21 protein-coding genes are annotated in these 21,575 nt (G+C 66.4%); 18 read left to right on the forward strand and 3 right to left on the reverse strand.

Annotated features, from left to right (window positions below):
• Positions 1 to 8 precede the first annotated feature (8 nt).
• The 3 genes from ACT6UX_RS18805 to tkt all read right to left on the reverse strand — a co-directional run bounded on the left by ACT6UX_RS18805 (position 9) and on the right by tkt (position 6,470).
• A complete protein-coding gene (locus ACT6UX_RS18805; protein WP_444776681.1) occupies positions 9 to 3,344 on the reverse strand; it encodes a hypothetical protein in 3,336 nt (1,111 codons plus the stop codon).
• A gap of 115 nt (positions 3,345 to 3,459) precedes the next feature.
• The gene (gene gap, locus ACT6UX_RS18810) at positions 3,460 to 4,467 is read right to left on the reverse strand and encodes a type I glyceraldehyde-3-phosphate dehydrogenase (protein ID WP_444776682.1); all 1,008 of its coding nucleotides are present in this window, start codon (positions 4,465 to 4,467) and stop codon (positions 3,460 to 3,462) included.
• Positions 4,468 to 4,481: 14 nt separating this feature from the next.
• On the reverse strand, positions 4,482 to 6,470 hold the full coding sequence (gene tkt / locus ACT6UX_RS18815) for a transketolase (RefSeq protein ID WP_444776683.1): 1,989 nt from the start codon (positions 6,468 to 6,470) through the stop codon (positions 4,482 to 4,484).
• A gap of 215 nt (positions 6,471 to 6,685) precedes the next feature.
• Between tkt and ACT6UX_RS18820 the strand changes: the two genes are divergently transcribed.
• The 18 genes from ACT6UX_RS18820 to folP all read left to right on the forward strand — a co-directional run bounded on the left by ACT6UX_RS18820 (position 6,686) and on the right by folP (position 21,575).
• Entirely contained in the window at positions 6,686 to 6,919 is a 234-nt protein-coding gene (locus ACT6UX_RS18820; protein ID WP_444776684.1) for a hypothetical protein, read from the forward strand.
• 108 nt (positions 6,920 to 7,027) lie between these two features.
• Positions 7,028 to 7,360, forward strand: a complete 333-nt coding sequence (locus ACT6UX_RS18825; RefSeq protein ID WP_444776685.1) for a cell division protein ZapA — start codon at positions 7,028 to 7,030, stop codon at positions 7,358 to 7,360.
• Between the two features lie 275 nt (positions 7,361 to 7,635).
• The gene (locus tag ACT6UX_RS18830; RefSeq protein ID WP_444776686.1) at positions 7,636 to 8,211 is read left to right on the forward strand and encodes a 5-formyltetrahydrofolate cyclo-ligase; all 576 of its coding nucleotides are present in this window, start codon (positions 7,636 to 7,638) and stop codon (positions 8,209 to 8,211) included.
• 3 nt (positions 8,212 to 8,214) lie between these two features.
• Positions 8,215 to 9,021 (forward strand): TIGR00282 family metallophosphoesterase, encoded by an 807-nt coding sequence (locus ACT6UX_RS18835; protein ID WP_444776687.1) that lies wholly within the window; start codon positions 8,215 to 8,217, stop codon positions 9,019 to 9,021.
• Between the two features lie 298 nt (positions 9,022 to 9,319).
• A complete protein-coding gene (locus ACT6UX_RS18840) occupies positions 9,320 to 10,078 on the forward strand; it encodes a YebC/PmpR family DNA-binding transcriptional regulator (protein ID WP_444776688.1) in 759 nt (252 codons plus the stop codon).
• A 10-nt stretch (positions 10,079 to 10,088) separates the two neighbouring features.
• Positions 10,089 to 10,580: a crossover junction endodeoxyribonuclease RuvC gene (ruvC, locus tag ACT6UX_RS18845; protein ID WP_444776689.1), complete on the forward strand. Its 492-nt coding sequence runs from the start codon at positions 10,089 to 10,091 to the stop codon at positions 10,578 to 10,580.
• Positions 10,577 to 11,191 (forward strand): Holliday junction branch migration protein RuvA, encoded by a 615-nt coding sequence (gene ruvA / locus ACT6UX_RS18850; protein WP_444776690.1) that lies wholly within the window; start codon positions 10,577 to 10,579, stop codon positions 11,189 to 11,191. The genes ruvC and ruvA overlap by 4 nt, the downstream gene beginning before the upstream one ends.
• On the forward strand, positions 11,188 to 12,246 hold the full coding sequence (ruvB, locus tag ACT6UX_RS18855; protein ID WP_444776691.1) for a Holliday junction branch migration DNA helicase RuvB: 1,059 nt from the start codon (positions 11,188 to 11,190) through the stop codon (positions 12,244 to 12,246). Before ruvA ends, ruvB begins: the two co-directional genes overlap by 4 nt.
• Positions 12,243 to 12,722 (forward strand): tol-pal system-associated acyl-CoA thioesterase, encoded by a 480-nt coding sequence (gene ybgC, locus ACT6UX_RS18860; RefSeq protein WP_444776692.1) that lies wholly within the window; start codon positions 12,243 to 12,245, stop codon positions 12,720 to 12,722. Before ruvB ends, ybgC begins: the two co-directional genes overlap by 4 nt.
• A 77-nt stretch (positions 12,723 to 12,799) precedes the next feature.
• Entirely contained in the window at positions 12,800 to 13,474 is a 675-nt protein-coding gene (gene tolQ / locus ACT6UX_RS18865) for a protein TolQ (RefSeq protein ID WP_444776693.1), read from the forward strand.
• Entirely contained in the window at positions 13,474 to 14,013 is a 540-nt protein-coding gene (gene tolR / locus ACT6UX_RS18870; protein ID WP_444776694.1) for a protein TolR, read from the forward strand. Before tolQ ends, tolR begins: the two co-directional genes overlap by 1 nt.
• A gap of 22 nt (positions 14,014 to 14,035) precedes the next feature.
• Positions 14,036 to 14,989, forward strand: coding sequence for a hypothetical protein (locus tag ACT6UX_RS18875; RefSeq protein ID WP_444776695.1), 954 nt, complete (start codon positions 14,036 to 14,038; stop codon positions 14,987 to 14,989).
• 42 nt (positions 14,990 to 15,031) lie between these two features.
• Positions 15,032 to 16,354 (forward strand): Tol-Pal system beta propeller repeat protein TolB, encoded by a 1,323-nt coding sequence (gene tolB / locus ACT6UX_RS18880; RefSeq protein WP_444776696.1) that lies wholly within the window; start codon positions 15,032 to 15,034, stop codon positions 16,352 to 16,354.
• A 76-nt stretch (positions 16,355 to 16,430) separates the two neighbouring features.
• Positions 16,431 to 16,895 carry a peptidoglycan-associated lipoprotein Pal gene (gene pal / locus ACT6UX_RS18885; protein WP_444776697.1) on the forward strand — a complete coding sequence of 155 codons (465 nt, stop codon included), beginning with the start codon at positions 16,431 to 16,433 and terminating at the stop codon, positions 16,893 to 16,895.
• A gap of 120 nt (positions 16,896 to 17,015) precedes the next feature.
• Positions 17,016 to 17,726, forward strand: coding sequence for a tol-pal system protein YbgF (gene ybgF, locus ACT6UX_RS18890; RefSeq protein ID WP_444776698.1), 711 nt, complete (start codon positions 17,016 to 17,018; stop codon positions 17,724 to 17,726).
• The gene (gene tilS, locus ACT6UX_RS18895; RefSeq protein WP_444776699.1) at positions 17,723 to 18,811 is read left to right on the forward strand and encodes a tRNA lysidine(34) synthetase TilS; all 1,089 of its coding nucleotides are present in this window, start codon (positions 17,723 to 17,725) and stop codon (positions 18,809 to 18,811) included. Before ybgF ends, tilS begins: the two co-directional genes overlap by 4 nt.
• Before the next feature lie 11 nt (positions 18,812 to 18,822).
• On the forward strand, positions 18,823 to 20,760 hold the full coding sequence (ftsH, locus tag ACT6UX_RS18900; RefSeq protein WP_444776700.1) for an ATP-dependent zinc metalloprotease FtsH: 1,938 nt from the start codon (positions 18,823 to 18,825) through the stop codon (positions 20,758 to 20,760).
• 41 nt (positions 20,761 to 20,801) lie between these two features.
• Positions 20,802 to 21,575: a dihydropteroate synthase gene (gene folP / locus ACT6UX_RS18905; protein ID WP_444776701.1), complete on the forward strand. Its 774-nt coding sequence runs from the start codon at positions 20,802 to 20,804 to the stop codon at positions 21,573 to 21,575.

The following is a 21,575-nucleotide window of genomic DNA, read 5'->3' on the forward strand; positions in this document are numbered from 1 at the left end:
CGTTCCGCTCAGACCATCAGGTCGGCCTGGTGGATGCGCACGATCAGGTCGTTGTAGTCGCGGTCCGACTGGCCGCTACCCACGAACACGTCCTCGATGCCGTAGGTGATTCCGATGCCGGGGCTGCCGAACGCCATCATCTGCGTGGCGCCGCCCGGATTGGCCGCGGAGAAGGACGAATAGATCGTGTCTGGATCGTTGCTCACCAGCACGAGCAGGCCGTAGCTCTTTGCGTCGTTCAGCGGCAGTCCGGTAAGCGTCACCTCCTGCCCATAGCCCGGGAGCGAAGCGGGATTGAGCCGCAGTCCGGCGGCGGTGGCGCTGGCGAGCGCTGCCTCCAGATAGCCGGCATCGCCGGGCGTCAGAGTGCCGCTCGCGACGGTAATGGCGCCGGTCGTGGCGTCGGCCTCGTAGAAGGCGAGGCCGTTGTCGAAGGCGGCGAGGCGCTTCACGGTGACGGCCACGTCGTCCGCGATACCGGCATGCGCTACGGAGCGGCTGCCGCCCAGGGTGAAGTTAGCCTGGTAGCCGCCCTCGAAGTTCGCAAGCGCGCTGTTGCCCTCGACATGCAGCCAGACGATTGGCAACGACACGATGCCGTCGAGCGTCGCCGTGGGCAGCCAGACGCCGGCGCCGATCTGCGGCGGCGCGGCAGCAACGCTGCCCTGCGCCTGGCCTTCGGTCGCCAGCCAGCCGCTGCCTGTCGCGCCGTCGTAGGAGAGGCTCCCGGCACTGCGACCTGCGGCCGATGCCAGCATCGTCTCGGTATGGCCATCGACCAGGGACAGCAGGCCGAACGTAATCGTGCCGGTGAGCGTGTCGACGCGCGACACCGAGGTCTCGGTCGCGTGCACGAAGGCCAGCGTATTCGAGGTCGTGGCGAAGCCGCCCAACAGGTCGGTGTTGATCGAGGACAGGCCGTCGATCGTGACGTTGCCCAGGAAATCCAGTCCGGTCGGATAGACGACGCCGTTGGCGTCGGTGTACTGGCCGGGATCGAAGTAGAGAGGCGTCGCCGGCCACTGGCCGTAATTGTCCTGGACGGTCAGCAGGTAAATGATCAACTCCTCGAAGAGCTGCACGATCTCGCTGCCCGGCTGCATCGAATCCCAGACCGGCTGAAGCGAGCCCCACAGGTTCTGCCAGAGGTTGCCGGCATAGAGGATGTCGCCGTAGGTGACGCAGCCGCCGATGTCGCTTCCGTAGACGACCCAGGCGTTCAGTTTGGGGAAAAGCGTGAAGGGATAGCTGTCGTTGTTCAGCGGGTCGTTCGACGTGAAGAGCGGGCCGAAATTCACGTAGCCCTGGTCGTTGCCGAACGAGATGTTGCCGGCGAGTTCGAGAAAGCGGCTGCCGCCGTCGGTGTAGAAGACGTTGCTGCCGGCGCCCGGTGTCTTGTCGTAGGCGAGGTTGTTGGCGATCGTCGTCCCGTTCAACCCACCGCCGGGATCGCCGTCCTGGAAGCCCGTCGTATAGATCGCGCCGCCGTCCCACAACTTCTGCAGGAAGCGCGTGATCGTATTGTCGGTGATCTGGTTGCCGCCCATGATGGTCGGCGTCGTGTAGTCGCCCCACATGCCCGGCACCGCGCCGCTCAGGCCGGGGAAGCCGCCTTCGTCGCGCAGGCCCCAGCCCCAGCCGATCGCAATGCCCGCCCACGGCACGTCGGTGATGAAATTCTTCGAGACGGTGGCGTCGCGCGAATAGCCGATGAAGATGCCGGCGGCGTCGTAATATTCCGCGGCCACCTTCTCCAGGTAATTGCCGATGATCTGGTTGTTGCTGACGACGCCCTGGGGCGTGGCTGGTCGCGCATCCTCGGGTGAGACGCCGCCCAGCACGACAGCCGACGAGGAAATGTCCTGGAAGATATTGTAGGTGACGCGGTTGTCCTGCGCGCCGCCCGATAGGTCCATTCCGACGCCGCCGAGATGCCGGAAGACGTTGCCGTCGAAGGTGATGTTGGTGCTGTCGTGGAACGAAACGTTGCCCGGTGTTCGCTCGACCTGCTGGAAATGGCCGATCGTGTTCGCCTCGTTGCCGGTGCCCGTGACGCGGAACGAACTCTGGTCGGCGACATAGCCCTCGGCGCCGTTGGACTCGAGCCATGTTGCATACTCGAAGGTGAGGCCCTCGAAGCTCAGGTTGGAGGCTTCGTTGCCGTCGATCAGCTTCTCCAGCACGGGAAGCTGGATGTCCTTGGTGTTCGGATCCTCGCCGGCCGCCAGCACGAGCGAGAGCGTGCCGGTCGCGCGGTCGAGGTACCATTCGTTGGCCTGGTCGAGGAATTCGTAGGCGTTCACGAACTTGGAGACCCGCCAGAAGCTCCATTCATTCGGATTGGTCGTCACGACATCCCTCGTGACGGGATCCATGAAGGTGAGGCTGGCGGGCTGGCTGGCCGCGACGGTGGCCACGGCGGCGTCACTCAGCGTTACGGTGCCCGTCGCCGCATCGACCGCGACGACGGTGACGGTGCGGTCGTTGGGCAGGCCGCGCCCGCTCACCGTCATGCCGACCGTGATGCTGCCGATGTAGGTATCCACGTCGGCGAGGTAGTTGTCGGGAGCGTTGTCGATCAGCGTGACGACGTTGGAGCCGTCGGTCAGCGAGCCGACCGGCGCATTGCGGATCAGGTTGGCGTTGGTCCAGGCAGGATCGCTCAACTCGATCAGGCCGGTGGCGCCCGGAAGGGTGGGGGCCGATACCTGCGTGAGCGGCACCGACGCCATCTTCCACTGGCTGTAGATCACCGCCTCGATGTCCTGGATGTTTCCCCAGTCGAGGGGATTGCTCCAGTTGGGGCTGTTCGGGTTGCCCGCGAAGTCGGCGACATACTTGATGCCCGATACGTTCTGTTCCTGCTGATAGCTCGGCTGGAAGCCGACCGGGTAGGTATCGTCGGCGTTTGTCTCGGCCCGGACCATCCGGACGCCGTCGACATAGAGCTGCCTCGTGTCGATCGACGGATCGATGCTCGCCTGCCAGAGCTGCGTGCCCGGCGCGAGGGTGAGATCGGTTGGAGTTACCGCGGTCCAGCCGGTCACCGCGATGCCGCCGGTGATGACCGGCCGTTCGCCATCGGCTGCGACGTATCGCACGACGTGGCCATCATGGCCCGAATCGCGCGCATCGAAGGTCAGTGCTTCCTGTAGCTGGTAGGTGCCAGCGCCGATCTTGACGACGACATCCCGGTCGATCGACTCAGGTGTGAGCAGCGCCTCGCGAGCAGCCGCCTGCGCCTTTGCGATCGTGTCGAAGGGATTGTCACGGCTGCCATCGCCCGAAGGGCCTGCCGCGGCGGAAACCCAGATCAGGATTTCATCGTCCACGATTTCCGCCATTTGCTCTTCTCCGTCTCCCCGCTGTCACGCTAGCAGTTGCAGACGGACTGCGCGCCATGAAAACGAAACGGGCGCCCCTTGGGGCGCCCGTACTTGTTCCGAAAGGCGGGTGGGATCAGCCGAGCTTGCCCATCGCAACGGCCGTGTCGGCCATGCGGTTCGAGAAGCCCCATTCGTTGTCGTACCAGCTCATGACACGCACCAGGGTGCCTTCCATGACCTTGGTCTGGTCCATGTGGAAGGTCGACGAGTGGCTGTCGTGGTTGAAGTCGATGGAGACGTTGGGCTGGTCGGTCCAGCCCAGGATGCCCTTGAGCTGGTTGGCGGCGGCCAGCTTCACGGCCTTGTTGATCTCTTCCTTGTCCGTCTTGCGCTTGGCGACGAACTTGAAGTCGATGCACGAGACGTTCGGCGTGGGGACGCGGATCGAGACGCCGTCGAGTTTGCCGTTCAGTTCCGGCAGCACGAGGCCGACGGCCTTGGCGGCGCCGGTCGAGGTCGGGATCATCGACAGTGCGGCGGCGCGGCCGCGGTACATGTCCTTGTGCATCGTGTCGAGCGTCGGCTGGTCGCCCGTATAGGCGTGGATGGTCGTCATGAAGCCGTGGTCGATGCCGACCGCGTCGTGCAGGACCTTGGCGACCGGGGCCAGGCAGTTCGTCGTGCACGAGGCATTCGAGACGACGATGTGATCCTTGGTGAGCTTGTCGTGGTTGACGCCATAGACCACCGTCAGGTCGGCGCCGTCGGCCGGGGCTGACACCAGCACGCGCTTCGCGCCGGCGGTCAGGTGGGCCGAGGCCTTCTCCTTCGAAGTGAAGATGCCGGTGCATTCGAGGGCGATGTCGACGCCCATCGCCTTGTGCGGCAGCTTGGAGGGATCGCGTTCGGCAGTGACCTTGATCGGGCCGCGGCCCACGTCGATCGTGTCGCCGGCAACCTTCACTTCACCGTTGAAGCGGCCATGCACCGAGTCGAAGCGGAAGAGGTGGGCGTTGGTCTCGACCGGGCCGAGATCGTTGATCGCCACGACCTCGATGTCCTTGCGGCCCGATTCCATGATGGCGCGCAGCACATTGCGGCCGATGCGGCCGAAGCCGTTGATTGCAACACGAACAGCCATCTTTCTTCCCTCCGTTATTGCGCCAGACGGCGCGCCGCTTGTGCGATCGCCTCGGCCGTAATGCCGAAATGCTTGTAGAGTTCCGCGGCCTTGGCCGAAGCGCCGAAGCCCTTCATGCCGACGAACGCGCCCTTCGATCCGAGCCAGCGTTCCCAGCCGAAGCCGGTCGCGGCCTCGCAGGCGACGCGGATCGTGCCGTCGCCGCCCATCACCTTGGCTCGATAGGTGTCGTCCTGCGCCGCGAACAATTCCCACGACGGCATGGAGACGACTGCAGCAGCAAGTCCGTCCTTGGCGAGGAGATCGCGCGCGGCGAGGGCGAGTTGCACCTCCGAGCCCGACGCGATCAGGCGGATCGGGGCAGTCTCGTCACCGGCGAGGATATAGGCGCCCTTGGCACACAGGTTCTCGTCCCCGGCGCCGCGCACGGTCGGCAGGTTCTGGCGGGTGAGCGCCAGGACGCTGGGTGTGTGCCTGGATTCCAGCGCGATCTGCCAGCATTCCGCCGTCTCGATGGCGTCGGCGGGACGCAGCACCTGCAGGTTGGGGATGGCGCGCAGGGCCGGGAGGTGCTCGACCGGCTGGTGGGTCGGGCCGTCTTCGCCGAGGCCGATCGAATCGTGCGTCATCACGTAGATGACCCTAATGCCCATCAGCGCCGAGAGGCGGATCGACGGCCGGCAATAATCGGTGAACACCATGAAGGTGCCGCCATAGGGAATAACGCCGCCATGCAGCGCCATGCCGTTCATCGCCGCGGCCATCGCATGCTCGCGGATGCCGTAATAGATGTAGCGGCCGGCGGTATCGGCCCGCGAGGCGCCCTTCAGCGTGGCGGTCTTGGTGTTGTTCGAGCCGGTCAGGTCGGCCGAGCCGCCGACCGTGTCGGGCAGCACCGGGTTGATGACCTCGAGCGCCTCCTGGCTCGACTTGCGGGTGGCCCAGGAAGGCTTCTCTGCGGCGATCTTCGCCTTGAACGCGGCAATCGCCTCGCCGACGGCGGGCGGAATGTCGCCCTTCTGGCGGCGGTCGAACTCGGCGCGATCCTCCGCCCCCAGGGCGGCGAGGTTCTTGGTCCACTTGCGGCGGGCGGACTTTCCGCGGGCCCCGATCTTGCGCCAGGCGGAGAACACCGCCTCGGGAATGTCGAACGGTTCGTGGTTCCAGCCGAGCTTGGCGCGGGCGCCGGCGATCTCATCCTTGCCCAGCGGCGAACCATGCGTGGCGGCGGTGCCGGCCTTGGTCGGCGCGCCGTAGCCGATCACCGTCTTGCAGGCGATCAGCGAGGGCTTGTCGGTGACGTTACGCGCCTTGCGGATGGCGCGCGTGACGGCGTCGGCATCGTGCCCGTCGACGGCCTGGACGTGCCAGCCGGCGGCGGTGAAACGCTTCTGGTGATTCTCGGACGTCGAGAGCGAGGTCGGACCGTCGATCGAGATGCCGTTGTCGTCGAACAGGACGATGAGGCGGCCGAGGCCGAGATGGCCGGCGAGGGTGATGGCTTCCTGGCCGACGCCCTCCATCAGGCAGCCGTCACCCGCGATCACATAGGTAAAGTGGTCGACGACATCGCGACCGAACCGCTCGGCGAGGATGCGCTCGGCGAGGGCGAAGCCGACCGAGTTGCCGAGGCCCTGGCCCAGCGGACCGGTGGTCGTCTCGATGCCGCTGGCATGGCCGTATTCGGGATGACCCGCGGTGCGTGCGCCCAGCTGGCGGAACTTCTTCAGCTCGTCGAGGGTCATGTCGGCGTAGCCGGTGAGATGCAGCAGCGAATAGAGCAGCATCGAGCCGTGGCCGGCCGACAGAATGAAGCGATCGCGATCGGGCCAGTTGGGTTCCGAGGCGTCGAACTTCAGGAACTTGGAGAACAGGACGGTGGCCACGTCGGCCATGCCCATCGGCATGCCGGGATGACCCGAATCCGCCAGCTGCACGGCGTCCATGGCCAAGGCCCTGATGGCGTTCGCCATGTCACGCGGGGCAGCGGTTTGGTCGGTCATTTTATGCTTGTGCCGTATGGTTTTTCGGATGGCGCGCAACATGACGACCACCCTTTGGCCCGTCAATGCGCAAAAACACGGGCAAAGCCAACATCTTGCGGGGTTTTACCCTCCACAGGGTCAAGATGTTGACCGCTCACAGGCACACCCCCTAATCTTGGTGGATGGAGCAGATTCAGCCGGGTGACCAACGGCGATCCGCTGTCGGGGGAACGATGTCCAAGGCAGCCACCGTAACGGACCGAGTCGACAGCGCGCTGAGCCGGCTCGAATCGATGGTCGACGAACGTCTGCGTCTCGAGCGGGAGCGTTCCGACGCCCTCGGCGCCCGGCTCGCCAAGGTCGAAAGCGAACATGAAGAGCTGAAGCGCGTGGCGACCGAAGTTGAAGAACGCCTCGAACGGGCGATGGAATATATCCGCTCGCTGCTGGCTGCGGACCAGTCCTGACGGACCTGCTTTCTCCCCAGCCCCGGGCGTGCGTCACCGCACGCGACGTGGCAAAGTACAAAACCCCTCAAACGCCGAACAAGGCGCAATAAGCAGGAGAAGCGGAAAATGCCGCAGGTTTCGGTTCTGATCGCCGGTCGTACCTATGAACTCGCTTGTGGCGAAGGCGAGGAAGCGCGTGTCCAGGAGCTGGCCGCCTATGTCGACGGCAAGGTAAACGAGCTTCGCCGCCAGCTTCCAGGCACGCCTGAGTTCAAGCTTCTGGTCTTTGCCTCGCTGCTGCTCGCCGAGGAAAGCCGTGAGGCGCGCGGCGTCGCGAAGGCCGCGGAGACGGCGCGGGTGACCGCCACCGACAGCGCGGACACGCTGGCGACCGCGCTCGAGGAGCTGATCACGGCCCGCGTCGACAAGATGTCAAAGAAAGTGTCAGGAGCCGCGTAGGCGGATCCTGACATCCCGTGCGACGCGAGGGATCTGCATCGGTATGATGCCCTGTCATTGCGATGGTCGCCGCGAGTCCCTACATTGGGAGCGGGGCGGAATTCTGCGCGGCGCGCGGCCCGCTTAAAACCCCGGGGCCAATAAGAACTCCTGGGAGTTGTTCCTGGCCTTGACCCTGGTCTTGGCTACACGACGCCCACCTGCTTTTGCAGGCCTTGGAGGTTCTACGAGCCACGGCCCATCGTGGAGCCGCCCCACTTGCTTCCCTTGCTGTCATGACCCTGATCGAGACTAAACGAGCGTTGCGCGCGACCATGCTCGCGCGCCGGCAGGCCTTGGGCGAAAACGAGCGCCGGGCGGCAGCAGAGGCTTTGCTCGAATCCTTTCGCCTCGAACATCCGATCGGCGTGCCGGCCACCGTCTCCGGCTTCTGGCCGATCAAGGACGAAATCGATATTCGGCCGCTGATGGCTCATCTGCACGGCGAGGGCTGCCGGCTGGCCCTGCCGGTGGTGCAGGGGCGTGGCCAGCGACTCTCGTTCCGTGCCTGGTCTCCGGGAGACCCGCTGGAGGCCGGCGTTTTCGGCACGCTGCAGCCCTCGGCCGGCTCCGAGGCGCTCGAGCCCGACGCCCTGCTTGTGCCGTTGCTCGCCTGCGACGCCGAGGGCTGGCGGCTGGGGTACGGAGGCGGCTTCTACGACCGCTCGCTCGAGGACCTGCGCAAGCGGCGCAAGGTGACGGCGGTCGGTGTCGGCTTCGACCTGCAGCTCGTTGCGGACGTGCCGCATGGTGCCGACGACCAGCGGCTCGATTGGCTGTTGACCGACCGGCGCGCTTGCGCCTTTGTCTGACGCATGAAGATTATGTTTTGCGGCGACATCGTCGGCCGCGCCGGCCGCGATGCGGTCATCAAGGACGTGCCGCGGCTGCGTCGCGAGCTGGGGCTCGACTTCGTCGTGGTGAACGGTGAGAACGCGGCAGCCGGCTTCGGCATCACTGCCAAAATCTGCGCCGAGCTGCACGAGGCCGGCGTCGACTGCATCACCACCGGCAACCATGCCTGGGATCAGCGCGAGATCATCCCCTACATCGCGCAGGACAAGCGCCTGCTGCGGCCGATCAATTTCCCGCCCGGAACCCCCGGCTGGGGTGCCAACCTGTTCCAGACCGCACGCGGCCAGAAGATCGTGGTGATCAACGTCATGTGCCGGCTGTTCATGGATGCGCTGGACGATCCTTTCCGCGCGCTGGATGCCGAACTGTCGAAGTATGCGCTCGGTGGCAGCGCCAACCTGATTCTGGTCGATGTTCATGGCGAGGCGACCAGCGAGAAGCAGTCGATCGGGCACTTCTGCGACGGCCGCGCCTCCGCCGTGCTGGGCAGTCACAGCCATGTCCCGACGGCCGATGGCTGGGTGCTGCCCGGCGGCACCGCCTACCAGACCGATGTAGGCATGTGCGGGGATTATGACAGTGTGATCGGCATGAAAAAGGAGGTCGCGATGCAGCGATTCATCCGCAAGATGCCGGGCGAGCGCCTGTCCCCGGCCGAGGGGGAGGGGACTTTGTGCGCGGCAGTGGTGGAAACCGACGACCGGACCGGGCTCGCGAAATCCATCCGGCCGGTCCGGACGGGCGGCCGGCTCGCGCCGGCTGCCTGACTTCCCGCATCTTGTATCCGTTGGGGTCGCTTCATAGCTATTAGCGGTGGCGAAACGGCGTCGTTGACGGGCTGGGGAAAAAACGGCATCCTTTTGATGTTAAACGGTTTTTCGCCGGATCGGCGACTGTCTTCCAGGTTAGAGGGGGCGTCGGAATCAAGGTTCCGACGTTATTTAGCGGGGGCTTCGGCCCCCGCCTTTTTTTGTCCTGAAGGCCTCAAGAGGACGCAGCAGCCTGCCAAAACCCACGAGAAGTGGTATAGGCGGCTTTTCCGGTTACCTAATCTGGTTGTTGGCGATGGCGGGGCATTCCCAATTCAAGAACATCATGCATCGCAAAGGGCGTCAGGACGCCGTGCGGGCGAAAATCTTCACCAAGCTGATCCGCGAAATTACGACCGCGGCCCGGCTGGGTGCCGCCGACCCGGCGTCCAACCCGCGTCTGCGGGCCGCCGTGATCGCCGCGCGCGACTCCAACATGACCCGCGACACGATCGATCGCGCGATCAAGCGCGGCTCAGGCCCTGATGCGGACGCGAACTATGACGAGGTCCGTTACGAAGGCTACGGGCCGGCCGGCGTCGCCGTGATCGTCGAGGCGCTGACCAACAACCGCAACCGTACCGCGGGCGAGGTCCGGTCGATGTTCTCGAAGCACGGCGGCAACCTGGGTGAATCCAACAGCGTGTCGTTCATGTTCGACCGGCTGGGCGAGTTCCGCTTTCCCTTGTCCGTCGGCAGCGCCGACGAGGTCCTGGAGAAGGCGATCGACGCTGGCGCCGACGACGTGGTGAGTGGCGAGGGTGAGGACGCGGTCCACGAGATATATTGCGCTCAGGACAGTTTCAACGTCGTGCGCGAGGCGCTGGAAAAGTCGCTGGGCCAGCCTAGCGTCGCCAAGCTGACCTGGCGGCCGAAGACCGGCGCACCGATCGAGGGTGAGACGGTGCAAACCTTGCTCGACCTCATCTCGGCGCTCGAAGACAACGACGACGTCCAGAACGTCTACGCCAACTTCGAGGTGTCGGACGACGCTCTGGCGAAGTTCGCGGCCTGAGCCGGGCGCGATGAGACTGATCGGCCTCGACCCCGGTCTGCGATTGACCGGCTGGGGTGTGATCGAGGTCGAGGGCAACCGGCTGCGCCACGTGGCCCACGGCGTCGTGAAGGTCGCGACCACGGGCACGCTGGCGGAGCGGCTGAGGGACTTGTTCGAGGGCGTTGTCCAGGTCCTCGAGGCGCAGCGGCCGGTCGAGGCTGCGGTCGAGGAGACCTTCGTGAACGTCAATCCGGGGTCCACATTGAAACTCGGTCAGGCACGTGGCGTCGTCATGCTGGCGCCGGCGCGGGCCGGCCTCCCGGTCTACGAGTACGCCACCAACCTCGTGAAGAAGTCGGTCGTTGGGACGGGGCACGCCGACAAGAACCAGATCGCCATGATGGTCGGCCGGCTCCTGCCGGGCGTCGATGCCAAGCAGGACGCTGCCGATGCCCTGGCGGTCGCGATCTGCCATGCCCATCACCGTGCCACCGCGCGACGCATCGAGGCCGCGCTGTGATTGCCAAGTTGAAGGGCCTCGTCGACTCGGTGGATACCGACAGCGCCGTCATCGACGTCGGCGGTGTCGGCTATCTCGTCTCGGCCTCGGCGCGTACCCTGCGCGACCTCTCGGTCGGCGGACCGGCGACCATGCTGGTCGAGACGATCGTGCGCGAGGACGCCATTGCGCTCTACGGCTTCCTCGAAACGAAGGAGCGGGACTGGTTCCGCATCCTGACGACCGTGCAGGGCGTCGGCGCCCGCGTGGCCCTGTCGATCCTGTCGACCCTGTCGCCCGACGAGATCGCGCGCGCGATCGCCGCCCAGGATCGGGCGACCCTGAGCCGTCCCCCCGGCGTCGGTCCGAAGCTCGCCGCGCGGCTGGTCACCGAGCTGAAGGACAAGGCCGCTGCGTTCGGCGTGGCGCCGTCGCCTGCAGCGGAGACCAGGGCCGGCGAGGCGGCGAGCCCGACCGGATCGATCAACGAGGATGCGGTCTCCGCCCTGGTCAATCTCGGGTACAAGCGGGTCGAGGCGTTCGGCGCGGTGGCGCGGGCAATCCAGCGGCTCGGTGACGGCGCTGGGCTCGATGCCGTGATTCGAGCCGGCCTCCAGGATCTCGCAAGATGAATGCCGCTCCCGAACGCTTGGTGACGCCGAAGCGCTCCGAGGAAGACGCCGCCGAACTGGCGCTGCGCCCGCAGACGCTCGACGATTTCATCGGACAGAAGCAGGTCCGCGAGAACCTGAAGATCTTCATTGCCGCCGCCAAGGGGCGTGGCGAAGCCCTGGATCACGTCCTGCTGCACGGGCCACCCGGCCTCGGCAAGACGACGATGGCGCAGATCGTGGCGCGCGAGATGGGCGTCGGTTTCCGCGCGACCTCTGGCCCGGTCATCCAGAAGGCGGGCGACCTCGCCGCGCAGCTGACAAATCTACAGGCGCACGATGTGTTGTTCATCGACGAAATCCACCGTCTCAATCCTGCAATCGAGGAGGTTCTCTATCCCGCGATGGAGGATTTCCAGCTCGACCTGATGATCGGCGAGGGGCCGGCCGCGCGCTCGGTCCGCATCGAGCTGCCGCCCTTCACCCTGGTCGGGGCCACGACGCGGTCAGGCCTCATGACCCGGCCGCTGCGCGAGCGCTTCGGCATTCCGCTGCGCATGGTGTTCTACACACCGGCCGAGCTGGAGACGATCGTGCAGCGCGCCGCCCGCGTCCTCAAGATGACCCTCGCACCCGATGGCAGTGCCGAGATCGCCAAAAGGTCACGCGGCACGCCGCGTGTTGCCAACCGTCTGCTGCGCCGGGTGCGCGACTTCGCGGCGGTCGCCGGGGATGTCAGGGTCACCGCCCAGGTGGCGGACGCGGCACTGACCCGGCTGGAGGTCGATGGACGCGGCCTTGACGGCATGGACCGCCGCTATCTCGCGTGCATCGCCGAGAACTACGGCGGCGGCCCGGTGGGCGCCGAGACTCTGGCGGCCGCGCTGGCAGAACAGCGCGACGTCATCGAGGACGTGATCGAGCCCTACCTGATGCAGCTCGGCCTGCTGATGCGCACGCCGCGCGGCCGTCTCTTGTCGGAGGGCGGCTATCGCCATCTCGGTCTGGCGATGCCCAACGGGCAGAAGCAGCAGCTCGACCTGCTGGCGGCAGCCGACCCGTCGGAGGATGCGTGAGCACCGTGCCGACCTCCGGCCGCCTGCACGACGGCAGCCACGTGTTGCCGCTGCGCGTCTATTACGAGGACACCGACGCTGCCGGCATCGTCTATTACGCCAACTGGCTGCGCTTCCTCGAGCGCGGCCGCACGGAACTGCTCCGGTTGCTGGGACAGCAGCACACGTCGTTGCGCGAGGAGCGCGGCATCCACTGGGTGGTGCGCCGCTGCGCCATCGACTACCTCAAGCCGGCGCGGCTGGACGACACGATCGAGATCGTGACCGGCTGCGGCGAGATGCGCGGCGCGTCGCTCGACATGATTCAGCATGCGCGCCGCAATGAAGAGATCCTGGTTCGAGCCGAGCTCGTCGTCGCCTGCATGGGCGAAGGCGGCCGGCCTGTCCGATTGCCGCCGCTCGTGCGGACTGCCCTGGCCCAGGTAGCTGCGAGCGGATCGCCCCGCTCACGCCATATTCGGATACAACCCTCTTGAACCAACGGAGAACATAAATGGACGCGCTAGCGCAGGTCGCCGGAGCCCCCCTCGGCGGCGGCACGGGGACGATTGACATGTCCGTATACGGCCTGTTCATGCAGGCCGACTGGGTCGTGAAGGCCATCATGATCCTGCTCATGCTGGCATCGTTCTGGTCGTGGGCGATCATCTTCGAGAAGGTGCTCCGCCTGCGGTCGCTGAAGCGCAGCGCCCAGACGTTCGAGGACACGTTTTGGTCCGGCGTCTCGCTCGAGGACCTCTACGACCGCGTCGGCGCCAAGCCCGAAGATCCGATGTCGAGCATCTTCTCCGCCGCCATGCGCGAGTGGCGCCGGTCGGTTTCCAAGGGGCTGGCTTCCAGCGCCACGGCCCGTGCGGCCCTGCGCCAGCGCATCGAGCAGGTGATGGGCGTCACGATCCAGCGCGAGATGGAGGCCATCGAGAAGCGGTTGGGATTCCTCGCCACCGTCGGCGCGAATGCGACCTTCGTGGGACTGTTCGGCACGGTGTGGGGCATCATGAACAGCTTCAGCCACATCGCGCAGTCGAAGAACACGTCGCTGGCGGTCGTCGCGCCTGGCATCTCCGAGGCGCTGTTCGCCACGGCGATCGGCCTGGTCGCCGCCATTCCCGCGGCGGCCGCCTACAACATCCTGTCGGGCCAGGTCTCGCGCTACGCCCAGCAGCTCGAGGCGTTCGCTGGTGAGTTCATCACCATCCTGTCGCGTCAGCTCGAGGAACAGGTCTGATGTCGGGCGTCATACCGGCACCTGGCGCCAACTCATCGGGCAGCAAGTTCAAGCGACGGAGCTACACGCCGATCGCCGACATCAACGTGACGCCGCTGGTCGACGTCATGCTGGTGCTGCTGATCATCTTCATGGTCACGGCGCCGCTGCTCCAGGTCGGCGTCCCGGTCGACCTGCCGAAGACCAGCGCCAGCCAAGTCGGCGGCAAGGATGAGCCGATGGTGGTGTCGGTGAACTCCCAGGGCGAGGTGTTCCTCGGGGAGACCAAGTACGACATCGCCGAACTCGGCGCGAAGCTGAAGGCCGTGCACGAGGAGAAGCCCGACCAGCGCGTCTTCATGCGCGGCGACAAGAGCGTCGACTACGGGAAGATGATGGAAGTCATGGGCGTCGTGATCGACAGCGGCTTCAGGCAGCTCGGCCTGCTCGGCGAGCAGGCCCAGGCACTGGGTCGCGGAACGGTGACCCCGGCCGCGCCCGGCCAGACCGCGCCGCGCGCGCCGCAGGCTCCGGCCCAGGCGCCGACCCCGCGGCGCTGAGAGAACGGAAACGAAGAGGACGATGGTGCGTCGCCATCCCGCCAGCATCGAGATGCGCACACCGGCCATCGTGTCGGCGATGGTGCACGTCTTCGTGCTGGCGGCGGCGGTGCTCAATCTCGACTTCTTCGGTCGCACGCCGCCGATGGAACCCGAGCCGGTGATGGTCGAGTTCGAGGCGATCGACAAGAAGGCGGGGGCGCCGACCGTGGCCACTCTGCCGCCGCAGCCCAAGGACGCGCCGATTGCCCAGGAGACGACCAAGGCGCCGCCCGTGCAGTCGGCCGAGCCGCCGCCGTCGCCGCCGACTCCGAAGCCGCCCGAGGTCGCCGAGCCACCCAAGCCGCCGCCTCCGAAGCCGCAGGAAAAGCCGAAGACGGAAGCCGCCAAGCCCGTCGAGGATCTGGTGGCCATGAAGCCCAAGGAGCCGGAAAAGCCGAAGGTCGAGAAGCCACCGGAGCCGCCAAAGCCCGCGCCCGAGGCCAAGAAGCCCGACCCTCCGAAGCCGCCGCCACCGAAGCCTGCGCCGCCCAAGCAGAGCGTCGATTCGATGATCGACGACATCCTGAAGAACAAGCAGTCGACGCAGAAGATCCATACGCCGGAGCAGAGCCCGAAGCCTGTGCAGCAGGTCACGCGACAGGCACCCGCGGCGCCGAACCTTGCGGCTGTCGTCACGGCCAGCGAGATCGAGGGCGTGCGCCAGAAGATTCGGCCCTGCTGGAATACCCAGGGCGGATCGCGTGACCAAGCCATGATCATTACGCTGACCGTGGAGATGAGCCAGAACGGCACGCCGGTAAAGGCGGAGCTGCGCGATACGGGCCGCTACAATAGCGACCCTGTCTTCCGCGCCGCTGCCGATGCCGCGCATCGCGCCATCATGAATCCGCGGTGTCAGCCGTGGCCGCTGTCACCAGAAAAATTCACGAGTTGGAAAACGATTACGTTCAACTTCGACCCACGCGACTACTAGAGACTGACGCCTTAATAGAACCTTCAAATGAAGAGGTCCGACATGATTCTTCCTCGACGGACGACCCTGCTGGGCGGTGTGGCACTTGCCACCGCCGGCATTGCGGGCACCGCGCGCGCGCAGCTCACGATCGACATGACGAGGCCGAGCTTCGAGCCGGTGCCGATCGCCATCGTCGACTTCCGCGGCGACGCGGTCGGCGCCCAGATGGCCGGGGTGATCCGCAACAACCTGCAGAATTCCGGGCTGTTCCGGGTGATCCCGTCCAGCGCCTACATCCAGAAGGATGTGGATGCGACCACGCCGCCGCGCTTTCCCGACTGGCGCAGCGTCGGCGCCGCGGGTCTCGTCGTCGGCCAGGTCACCTCGGTCGGCGGCAGCATCAAGGTCGACTTCCGGCTGTGGGACGTGGTCACGAGTCAGCAGGCCACGGGCCTGTCCTTCACCAGCCAGCCCAACAACTGGCGCCGCCTTTCGCACATCATCTCCGACGCGATCTACAAGCGCGTGACCGGCGAGGAGGGCTACTTCGACACCCGCGTCGCCTATGTGTCGGAGACCGGTCCGGGCAACAACCGGACCAAGCGCATCGCCGTCATGGACCAGGACGGCGCCAACAATCGCTACCTGACCGACGGCAAGACCATCGCGCTGACGCCGCGCTTCTCGCCGACGTTGCAGGAAATCGTCTACATGGCCTACGGCGAGAACAACGGCCCGCCGCGCGTCTACCTGCAGAACGTCGACAGCGGTCGCCGCGAGCTCTTGGGCAACTTCCCGGGCATGAGTTTCGCGCCCCGCTTCTCGCCGGACGGCACAAAGGTCGTCATGAGCATCGCCGAGAACGGTCGCACCAATCTCTACGAAATGGACGTGCGCGGCCGGCAGCTCCGCCGGCTGACCAACTCACCGGCCATTGACACCTCGCCGTGCTTCTCGGCCGACGGTTCGCAGATCGTGTTCAACTCGGACCGCGGCGGCGCCCAGCAGCTTTACATCATGAGCGCGGGCGGCGGCGGCGAGCGGCGCATCAGTTTCGGCGACGGTCGCTATGCCACCCCCGTCTGGTCGCCGCGCGGCGACTTCATCGCCTTCACCAAGATCGGTTCAGGCGGCTTCGGCATCGGCGTGATGCGTTCGGACGGCAGTGGGGAGCGCATGCTGGCCAGCGGCTTCCTCGTCGAGGGGCCCACCTGGGCCCCCAATGGCCGCGTGCTGATGTTCTTCCGCCAGCAACCCAGTTCGGGTGGGCGCGCGGGGGCAGCCTCGCTGCACCAGATCGACATCACCGGACGCTTCGAGCGGCAGGTCCCGACGCCGACCGATGCTTCGGACCCGGCCTGGTCGCCCTTGATTCCGCAGTAGCGAAATATATGATCTTTTTTGTCGACCCGCGCGTAGCCCTCGCCCGGGTCGATTCCGTCAGGGAGTGGATCCAGAGATGAGCATTATCAAGGCTTTGTCGGCCCTCGCAGCGGTGTTCCTCATCGCCGCCTGCAGCAATAACAACGACACGCAGACGGCATCCGCTGCAACCACGTCCGTGACACCGGGATCGGTCGGCGACTTCCGGCAGAATGTCGGCGACCGCGTCTTCTTCGACACCGATTCCTCGACCGTGCGCGAGGACGGCCGGCAGACCCTGAACCGTCAGGCCGAGTGGCTGAAGAAGTACGGCAATTATCAGATCACCGTCGAAGGCCATTGCGACGAGCGCGGCACGCGCGAGTACAACCTGGCCCTCGGAGAGCGCCGCGCCAACGCCGCGCGCCAGTACCTGATCGCGCAGGGTATCCCCGCGTCGCGCATCAAGACCGTCAGCTATGGCAAGGAACGTCCGGATCCGGTCGGCTCCGACGAGGCGGCCTGGGCGCGCAACCGTCGCGCCGTGACGGCCCTGGAGTAGAATCGCCTCGCACGAGGCAAATGCACGAAACGCCGGTCGTGATGCGACCGGCGTTTTCGTTTGGAGGCGGGACGGCCATGCCTGAAAATGGCCGCGTTTGATGTGAACAAAGCGTTTGCCATGAAGATCCTTCCCGCCCGGTTCGCCCTCCTCATTGCCCTTGCCTTGCCCACGGCGGCCGCGGCGCAGCGTGGGGGAGATGCGGTCTACATCGAGGACCGATTCAATCAGCTCCAGCAGTCGCTGACCAATCTGACCGGCCAGCTCGAGCAGCTGCAGAATCGCAATGCGAAGCTGCAGCAGCAGATGGAGAAGATGCAGGCGGACTACGAGTACCGGATCGAGCAGCTCGAGAAGGGCGGCGGTGGCCGCTCCGGGGCGGCCGCAACGACGCGCCCGGGGGCGCCGGCAGCCGCTCCGACAAGTTCGCCGGCACCCGCCGGCGCCACGGCCGAGCAGCTCTACGACGATGCCGTGAAGAAGCTTCAGGAAGGGGACTATGCCGCCGCCGAGCGCGGCTTCAGGACCTTCGTTCAGCGCAACCCGCAGAACAAGCTGGCCGGCAACGCCCAGTACTGGCTCGGCGAGACCTACTACGCGCGTCGCGACTACAACAGCGCCCTGACGGCTTTCGCCGAAGGCTACAAGGTCTACAAGACCAGCCAGAAGGGTCCGGACAATCTCCTGAAGCTCGGCATTACCATGGCCGTGCTGGGCCGCAAGACGGACGCCTGCGCGGTGTTCGCGCGCTTCAGCCAGGACTATCCGCGCGCGACCGACCTGCAGAAGCGGCGGATCGAGCAGGAGCGCCAGAAGAACGGGTGCGGGTGAGCGACACCGGCGACCCGAGCCCCGTCGATGGGGCGACCTTCGCGCGCCTCATGGCGCCCTTCGGACCCTTCGAGACCCGTCCCGAACTGGCCGTCGCCGTTTCCGGTGGCCGCGACTCGCTCGCCCTAACCCTGCTGGCTCAGGAATGGGCGGCTCCACTCGGTGGCCGGATCATCGCGCTGATCGTCGATCACGGGCTGCGCCCCGAGGCGGCGGGGGAGGCGCTGGCCACAGGCAGGCTGCTGGAAAGCCGCGGTGTCGAGAGTCTCATCCTGCGGTGGACGGGCGCAAAGCCGTCCACCGGCCTTCAGGAAGCGGCGCGCGGCGCCCGATACGGGCTGTTGCGCGAAGCCTGCCGCGAGCGCGGAATTCTGCACCTCCTGGTGGCGCATCAGGCCGACGACCAGGCCGAGACGATCGCAATGCGTACGGCGCGGGCCAGCGGGCCGGACGGGCTCGCTGGCATGGCAGCGCTAATCGAATGGCCGGAGGTCCGTCTCCTGCGTCCCTTGCTGCCGGTCGCGCGCGCGCGCCTTGCCGCCACGCTGGTTTCGCGCGGCATCGCATGGATCGACGACCCGTCCAACACCGATCCACGGTTTGAGCGGGCGCGCTTGCGCCAGCAAGGCGTTCCGATCGCGGGACTGCCGGATGCAGATCGTCTGAGGTCTGGCCACGAACTGCTGGCCGCCCGGGCGGGGGTGGCGATGTTCGAGGCCCGGGACGATGGCGGCGTGGCCCTCGACCGGGCTGCCATCGAGCGGCTGCCGCTCGACCTTCGGCGCAGGCTGGCCAGCCGCGTCGTGCAGGCCTTGGGCGGCAGCGACCACCCTCCACGGCGGGAACGCCTCGACCGTGCGCTGGCCCGGCTGTCCGGGACCGTCGATCGCGGCAGATCGGGGCGGGGGCAGGATTTCACCCTGGCGGGGTGCCAATTCGCCTTGCGCCAGGCGGCCGGCTCGCGGCAGCTTGAGTGGATTGTCCGGCCCGAAAATGGCAGGAATGGAAGGCAGCCCTTGATTCCCGCTGCATTTTTCGCTTGCGACCCTGCGGCCGCAACCCATCTTGGTCGTAGCCCCTCATAACGGAAGCCACAGTGAACCCGTTCAATCGTAACGCCGCCCTCTGGATCGTCATCGTCCTGTTGCTCGCGCTGCTTTACAGCGTCTTCCAGGGCGGGGCTTCCCGGACCCCGGGCAACACGATCTCCTATTCCGAGTTCGTTCGGTCGGTCGAGCAGCGGCAGGTCCAGGATGTCCGCATCCAGGGCAACACGATCAACGGCACCTTCCGCGAGCCGCGCAATGGCGTGCAGAAGTTCTCGACCTATGTGCCGAGCACGCCGCCGGACGACCAGTTGATGCCGATGCTCATCAAGAACGTCGACCGTGTCGATGCGGGACCGGCGGAAGAGGGCATGAACCTCGGCAGCATCTTTGTGAGCTGGCTGCCCGTACTCGTCCTGGTCGGCGTCTACATCTTCTTCCTGCGCCAGATGCAGAGCGGCACCGGCCGCGCCATGGGCTTCGGCAAGTCGAAGGCGCGCCTGCTGACCGAGAAGCATGGCCGCGTCACGTTCGACGACGTCGCCGGTATCGACGAGGCCAAGGGCGAACTCGAGGAGATCGTCGACTTCCTGAAGGACCCACAGAAGTTCCAGCGGCTGGGCGGCAAGATTCCCAAGGGCTGCTTGCTGGTCGGCCCTCCGGGTACCGGTAAGACGCTGCTGGCGCGCGCCATCGCCGGCGAGGCCAACGTGCCGTTCTTCACCATCTCGGGCTCCGATTTCGTCGAGATGTTCGTGGGCGTCGGCGCCAGCCGCGTGCGCGACATGTTCGAGCAGGCCAAGAAGAACGCCCCGTGCATCGTGTTCATCGACGAAATCGACGCCGTCGGCCGCCATCGCGGCGCCGGCTTGGGCGGCGGCAATGACGAGCGCGAGCAGACCCTCAACCAGCTGCTGGTCGAGATGGACGGTTTCGAGGCGAACGAGGGCGTCATCCTGATCGCCGCCACCAACCGTCCCGACGTGCTCGATCCGGCGCTGCTGCGTCCGGGTCGCTTCGACCGCCAAGTCGTGGTGCCGAATCCCGATGTCGGCGGCCGCGAGAAGATTCTCAAGGTCCACATGCGCAAGGTGCCGCTGGCGCCTGACGTCGATCCGCGCGTGCTGGCTCGCGGTACGCCGGGCTTCTCCGGCGCCGATCTGGCCAATCTCGTGAACGAGGCCGCCCTGCGTGCCGCGCGCGTCGGCAAGCGCCTCGTGACGATGGGCGATTTCGAATACGCCAAGGACAAGGTGCTGATGGGCACCGAGCGCCGCTCGATGGCCATGACCGACGAGGAAAAGACGCTCACGGCCTATCATGAGGCCGGCCACGCGCTGGTCGCCATGCATGTTCCCAAGAGCGATCCCCTGCACAAGGTGACGATCATCCCGCGCGGCCGCGCCTTGGGCGTGACCATGCAGCTGCCGGAACGCGATCATCTCAGCCACACCAAGCAGTATCTCGAGTCGCGCCTGGCCATCATGTTCGGCGGCCGCCTCGCCGAGGAGCTGGTGTTCGGCCCCGAGAACGTGACGACGGGCGCCGCCAGCGACATCCAGGTCGCGACCCAGACGGCCCGCGGCATGATCACCGCCTACGGCATGTCCGAGAAGCTCGGCCGTGTGCGCTATCAGGCCAACGAGCAGGAGGTCTTCCTGGGCCATGCCGTGACCCAGACGCAAAACGTCTCCGAGGCGACATCCCAGCTCATCGACCAGGAGGTTCGCCGCCTGATCGAGGAGGCCGAGGGCCGTGCCAGGACGATCCTGACCGAGCGCCTCGAGGATCTGCATACGATTTCCAAGGCGCTGCTTGAGTACGAGACGCTGAGCAACGACGAGATCGGCACCATCCTGCGCGGCGAGAAGGTCGTGCGCGACGATACCGGCGGCGCCGGAACGTCGGATCGCCGCCGCCGCGCCTCGGTCCCGACCACCACCGGCCCGGCGCCAGGCGCTAACCCCGAGCCTCAGCCGGGCGTTTGATCCGACGCTTCGCGGGCCTCGCCCTCGATCGCCCTCTCGTGATGGCGATCGTGAATGTGACGCCCGACTCCTTCTCCGACGGCGGTGAACGCCTCGACCCGGCGCGGGCCCTCGACGATGGCCTGCGCTTTGTGGCGGAGGGAGCCGACATCCTGGATGTCGGCGGGGAGTCCACACGCCCCGGCTCGGCCGCCGTCTCTCCCGAGGAGGAATGCCGGCGGGTTCTGCCCGTCGTCGAAGGCCTGGTTCGCCACGGCGCAGTCGTTTCCCTCGATACGCGTCGCGCCTTCGTTGCCGAAGCGGGATTGGCAGCCGGTGCGCGCATCGTGAACGACGTATCGGCACTGCGCGATGACGAAGCGATGCTGCCGCTGGTCGTCCGAAGCAAGGCATCCGTCGTGTTGATGCACCGTCGCGGCCGACCGGAGGAGCGCTATGCCGGGCCGGCCTACGACAACGTCGTCGAGGATGTTCGCCGGTTCCTGCTCGATCGCGCCGCAGCCTGTGAGGCGGCAGGCGTGGAGCGGGAGCGCATCGCCCTCGATCCCGGCCTCGGTTTCGGCAAGAAGGTCGAGGAGGAACTCGCGCTGATTGTCGGCACGAAGCGCCTGATGGAGGAGGGCTATCCGGTGTTGATCGGCTGCTCCCGCAAGAGTTTCATCGGCCGGCTGACGGGCCTCGAAAAGCCTGCTGATCGCGATCCTGCATCGGCCTGGCTGGGGGTGGAAGCCGTGCGTCGCGGCGCCTCGATTGTCCGCGTTCACAACGTCGTGGCGACCCGGCAGACCCTCGCCGTGTTCGAGGCGATGCGGTAA

The sequence above is a fragment of the Reyranella sp. genome (assembly GCF_052439685.1).
Taxonomy (GTDB): Bacteria; Pseudomonadota; Alphaproteobacteria; order Reyranellales; family Reyranellaceae; genus Reyranella.

Bases quoted from the DNA above. Each gene is read 5' to 3' on its own strand.
- ACT6UX_RS18805 (WP_444776681.1), bottom strand. From the start codon at position 3,344: ATGGCGGAAATCGTGGACGATGAAATCCTGATCTGGGTTTCCGCCGCG.
- gap (WP_444776682.1), bottom strand. From the start codon at position 4,467: ATGGCTGTTCGTGTTGCAATCAACGGCTTCGGCCGCATCGGCCGCAAT.
- tkt (WP_444776683.1), bottom strand. From the start codon at position 6,470: ATGACCGACCAAACCGCTGCCCCGCGTGACATGGCGAACGCCATCAGG.
- ACT6UX_RS18820 (WP_444776684.1), top strand. From the start codon at position 6,686: ATGTCCAAGGCAGCCACCGTAACGGACCGAGTCGACAGCGCGCTGAGC.
- ACT6UX_RS18825 (WP_444776685.1), top strand. From the start codon at position 7,028: ATGCCGCAGGTTTCGGTTCTGATCGCCGGTCGTACCTATGAACTCGCT.
- ACT6UX_RS18830 (WP_444776686.1), top strand. From the start codon at position 7,636: ATGACCCTGATCGAGACTAAACGAGCGTTGCGCGCGACCATGCTCGCG.
- ACT6UX_RS18835 (WP_444776687.1), top strand. From the start codon at position 8,215: ATGAAGATTATGTTTTGCGGCGACATCGTCGGCCGCGCCGGCCGCGAT.
- ACT6UX_RS18840 (WP_444776688.1), top strand. From the start codon at position 9,320: ATGGCGGGGCATTCCCAATTCAAGAACATCATGCATCGCAAAGGGCGT.
- ruvC (WP_444776689.1), top strand. From the start codon at position 10,089: ATGAGACTGATCGGCCTCGACCCCGGTCTGCGATTGACCGGCTGGGGT.
- ruvB (WP_444776691.1), top strand. From the start codon at position 11,188: ATGAATGCCGCTCCCGAACGCTTGGTGACGCCGAAGCGCTCCGAGGAA.
- tolQ (WP_444776693.1), top strand. From the start codon at position 12,800: ATGTCCGTATACGGCCTGTTCATGCAGGCCGACTGGGTCGTGAAGGCC.
- tolR (WP_444776694.1), top strand. From the start codon at position 13,474: ATGTCGGGCGTCATACCGGCACCTGGCGCCAACTCATCGGGCAGCAAG.
- ACT6UX_RS18875 (WP_444776695.1), top strand. From the start codon at position 14,036: ATGGTGCGTCGCCATCCCGCCAGCATCGAGATGCGCACACCGGCCATC.
- tolB (WP_444776696.1), top strand. From the start codon at position 15,032: ATGATTCTTCCTCGACGGACGACCCTGCTGGGCGGTGTGGCACTTGCC.
- pal (WP_444776697.1), top strand. From the start codon at position 16,431: ATGAGCATTATCAAGGCTTTGTCGGCCCTCGCAGCGGTGTTCCTCATC.
- ybgF (WP_444776698.1), top strand. From the start codon at position 17,016: ATGAAGATCCTTCCCGCCCGGTTCGCCCTCCTCATTGCCCTTGCCTTG.
- folP (WP_444776701.1), top strand. From the start codon at position 20,802: ATGGCGATCGTGAATGTGACGCCCGACTCCTTCTCCGACGGCGGTGAA.